Annotated in this window: 3 protein-coding genes; all 3 read right to left on the reverse strand. The window is 57.2% G+C overall.

Features of this window, described 5'->3' with window-relative positions:
* Window positions 1-629 (reverse strand): hypothetical protein (locus tag VN887_06615; protein ID HXT39679.1); only part of this gene is annotated, 629 nt, incomplete at its 3' end.
* 637 nt (window positions 630-1,266) lie between these two features.
* Complete coding sequence (locus tag VN887_06620; protein ID HXT39680.1) at window positions 1,267-2,676, reverse strand: DUF1552 domain-containing protein; 1,410 nt, start codon at window positions 2,674-2,676, stop codon at window positions 1,267-1,269.
* 23 nt (window positions 2,677-2,699) lie between these two features.
* Window positions 2,700-3,570, reverse strand: an 871-nt coding sequence (locus VN887_06625; protein ID HXT39681.1) for a DUF1588 domain-containing protein, incomplete at its 5' end; no start/stop codon positions are given.

Consider the following 3,570-nt stretch of genomic DNA (forward strand, 5'->3'; position numbering starts at 1 on the left):
GCTGGCGTGCCCACATCGGTAAACCCCTGACTGAACACCTGGTTGCCATAAGGATCGATCAACCGCCAGTAAGTGTTCGGCAAGCTGACCCGAGCGACCTGGTGGAAATAGAATTGATCCCCCGCCAGCGCGTTGAACTGATAAAAATCCGACTTGTTTGCCGGCACTAGGTTGTTCGTTACTACCGTGCCTGGCACAAGCAACGTCGCCTCGGCCAGGTTCACGAGCCGAAAGGCATAGTCATTGGTTAAGCCACCGGGGTCCTGAACCGTCAAAGTGTAATCGCCAGCCGGCAGAAACAGGTCGGGATCGCTGATGCTTTGCGCATCAGAACTCGAAAAAGACCGATTGAGCACGAGTGTGCCCGGCGATCCGATTAAAGACCATTGCAGTCCGGAAACGTTTGTCAGCGAGTCAAAGTAAAAGCGCGCATCGGCGTCAAGGCTGAAGGTAAACACATCACGCTCACCTGGAACGCTGATCGTCCCAGAAACAATATTCGTGATCGTGGTCTGCGCGAGGCAAAGGGAAAGTGACGCACTGGCGAGCGCAAGAACGACAAGAATTCGCAAAGACCGGAAGGTAGGAGCCGGTCCGTAGGTGTTTAGGGAGGGTACATTGGTTTTCATCTGAAAAAGTTTCAATAAATGCGATCGCTTGATCACAAAGGCGACACTCTCATTGAACGCCTCGATCGGGTTCAATTTGCTTTACGACGCCATTTGTAAGTCGGACATCTGGGTTTGTATTGTTTGATCCACCTTGTGCCGGGCCACTATCTCGCGATCTGTCGGCAAATCATTCACCTCCGGTTGGAGAACACCATTAGAAACTCGCTCAGCTCCAGTTGCATTCTTTGCTTCCAAGTTTGGAAGGACGGCGACAAGTAAACCGCCTCTTCCGCTGGCGTTCCGGCTGACCGCTAGTGCGATTCCGAGGGATGCACGTAACTGATGAGGCAACGCTGTTCATCCTGCGGCATCAGCCAAGATTAGGAGACTATCTCAATCGCGCCAACACACTTCGGGTCACCCGATACGCCAGCAATGTATTACGATCGGGATCCTATGCACACTCGTCGGAAAACAACAGCTAAATCCGACATCCAATTGGCATGGCCGCGTCGCTTTAGTGTTCGGGGCCAGGTGAGAATTTCATGCCGACATTGGCTCCACATACCCTTCCGAACACAGGCGAGGAACTCACTGGGAGCAGTGGCGGTCCGGAATCCACAACCGGCTTGAGCGCCATTCCTTGTCTGGTGCTTTAGATCCCGCTGATCCGCCCGGTAGAATCACCGAGTCGTTCGACGCCGCTTGCGCCCATTCGATCCGCCAGGCTGAGCAGAAGATTGCTCATCGGAGTGGACGAGAATTTTACAAAGCGGCCGGTGTTCAGCGTTCCGCCGCCGGCGCCCGCGAGAATGACCGGGAGGTTGACGTGGGTGTGGCGGTTGCCGTCGGCATTCCCACTGCCGTAAACAATCATCGAGTTGTGCAGCAGCGGTTTTCCATCGATATCTTTCGTCTGTTCCATTTTTTGAAGGAATCTTGCGAACTGCTTAATGTACCAAAGGTCGATCTCCGCCACTTTATCCATCATGTCCTGTTTGTTGCGATGATGCGTGAGGTAGTGGTGGCCTTCCGCGATGCCGATCTCGGTGAAAGGACGGTTGCTTCCCTCGTTGGCAAGCAGGAACGTGGCAATGCGCGTGGAATCGGTCTGGAATGCCAGAATCATCATGTCAAACATGATCTGGATGTATTCGTCGAAGTGTGCGGGAATCCCTGCCGGCGTTTCAACGGCCGGATCCGGCGCCGCGTCAAATTGTTCCGTTTTGCTGATGCGCTGCTCAATCTCCCGCACGCTGCTCAAATATTCTTCGAGTTTTTGTTTGTCGCGCGAGGTGAGCTGCCGTTGCAGATCTCGGGCGTCATCCAGCACAAAATCCAGAATCGACCGCTGCTCCTTCTGCCTGCGCAGCAAACTTTCCCTGCGCTCGCCGTGCGATCCGCCGCCGAAAAGCCGCTCGAACAAGAGGCGCGGATTTGGCTCGGGCGCCACCGGCTGGGTGGGCGAACGCCAGGCGAGGTTGTATTGATAAGCGCACGAATATCCGGAATCGCAGTTGCCGGATTTCCGCACTGCATCGCAGGTCAGTTCCACCGAAGGGAATCGCGTCAGGTGGCCCACCTGGTTGGCCACGACCTGGTCAATGGAGATGCCGGCATGGATGTCCGCTCCTGCCGTTTTCTTGACGCGAACTCCCGTGAGAAACGTTCCGCTGGCGCGGGCGTGGTCACCGGCGCCGTCCGGTCCGGGAGTGGCGTTGACGTGGTCCAGGCCTCCGAGGACCTGAATCTGATGCTTCACGGGAGCCAGCGGCTGCATGGTGCGGGCGAGCTCGAAGCCACTCCCTTCCCCGGTTGGCCACCAGGAGGACTGGATCGCGCCGTTGGGAAAATACACGAATGCCATCCGCCGCGGCGCGCTGATTGCGGATGTCGCCAAGTCCCCTCCCGTTTTCGCATCGGCGGCCAGAAGCCGGGCCGGGCGCAACGATTCAAGCGCCGGCAGGGCAAGACACGCGCCGAGACCGCGAAGAAAACGGCGGCGGGTGAGGGCCATGTAACGTTGCGCCGCGAGGGTTTGATTCAACGAGTGGACGGTTTTCATAGCTTTGATCGAGCCTGGACGCTTTACTTTTCAGGCCTGTTCGCAGTTTTATCGGTCGTTACGATAGCAGCACTGCGGCGCTTTTGAAAGGGCGAAGATTCCACAATTCCCATTAACAGCGCCGAGAAACGGCCATTCTCCTTTTCCAGCCGCTCAGCGATCCGGTCCACCGTTTCCACATCGCCATACTCCATGCCGCGTCCAAGTGCGTAGGTGAGCAACTTTCCGGTGAGGCAGGTGTAAAAATCGCGGCGGTGCTTTTCCTTCAGTATCTGCTTCAGCTCGCGAATACCGTTGAAGGTTTCGCCCGTGATCAAACGACCCGACGCCTCGATCGGTTGTCCTCGCTCCTTTTCGCGCCACATGCCGAGGGCGTTGAAATTCTCGAGGGCAAGGCCAAGGGGATCCATGCGGTTGTGACAGGAATTGCACAGCGGCTTGCTGCGATGCAGCTCGAGAACTTCACGCAGGGTCGGTTCGTGGTCTTTGAATTCCTTCTCCGATTGTTCCAACAAGGGAACGTCCGGTGGTGGTGGTGGTGGCGGCATCCCCAGAATGTTGTCCAGGACAAACAGGCCGCGTTTCACGGGAGACGTGCGCGTCGGGTTCGATGTGACCACAAGCACGGACCCCTGGGTGAGCAGCCCCCCGCGCGGGTTTCCCTCCGGCAGGGTGACGCGGCGCATCTCGCTCCCTTTCACGTCGGGGATTCCGTAATGTTTGGCCAGCCGCTCGTTGAGGAAGGTATAATCGCTGTCGATCAATTCCATGACGCTCCGGTCTTCACGTACGATATTGCGGAAAAACATCTGCGTTTCCTCCTGCATGGCGTGGCGAAGCGGTCCGTCCAGCTCGACCGCAGGCCGGTTGAAGCGCTGACGCCGCCGTTCCGCC

Origin of the sequence: Candidatus Angelobacter sp. (genome assembly GCA_035607015.1) — a bacterium.
In the GTDB taxonomy this organism is placed as follows: domain Bacteria; phylum Verrucomicrobiota; class Verrucomicrobiia; order Limisphaerales; family AV2; genus AV2.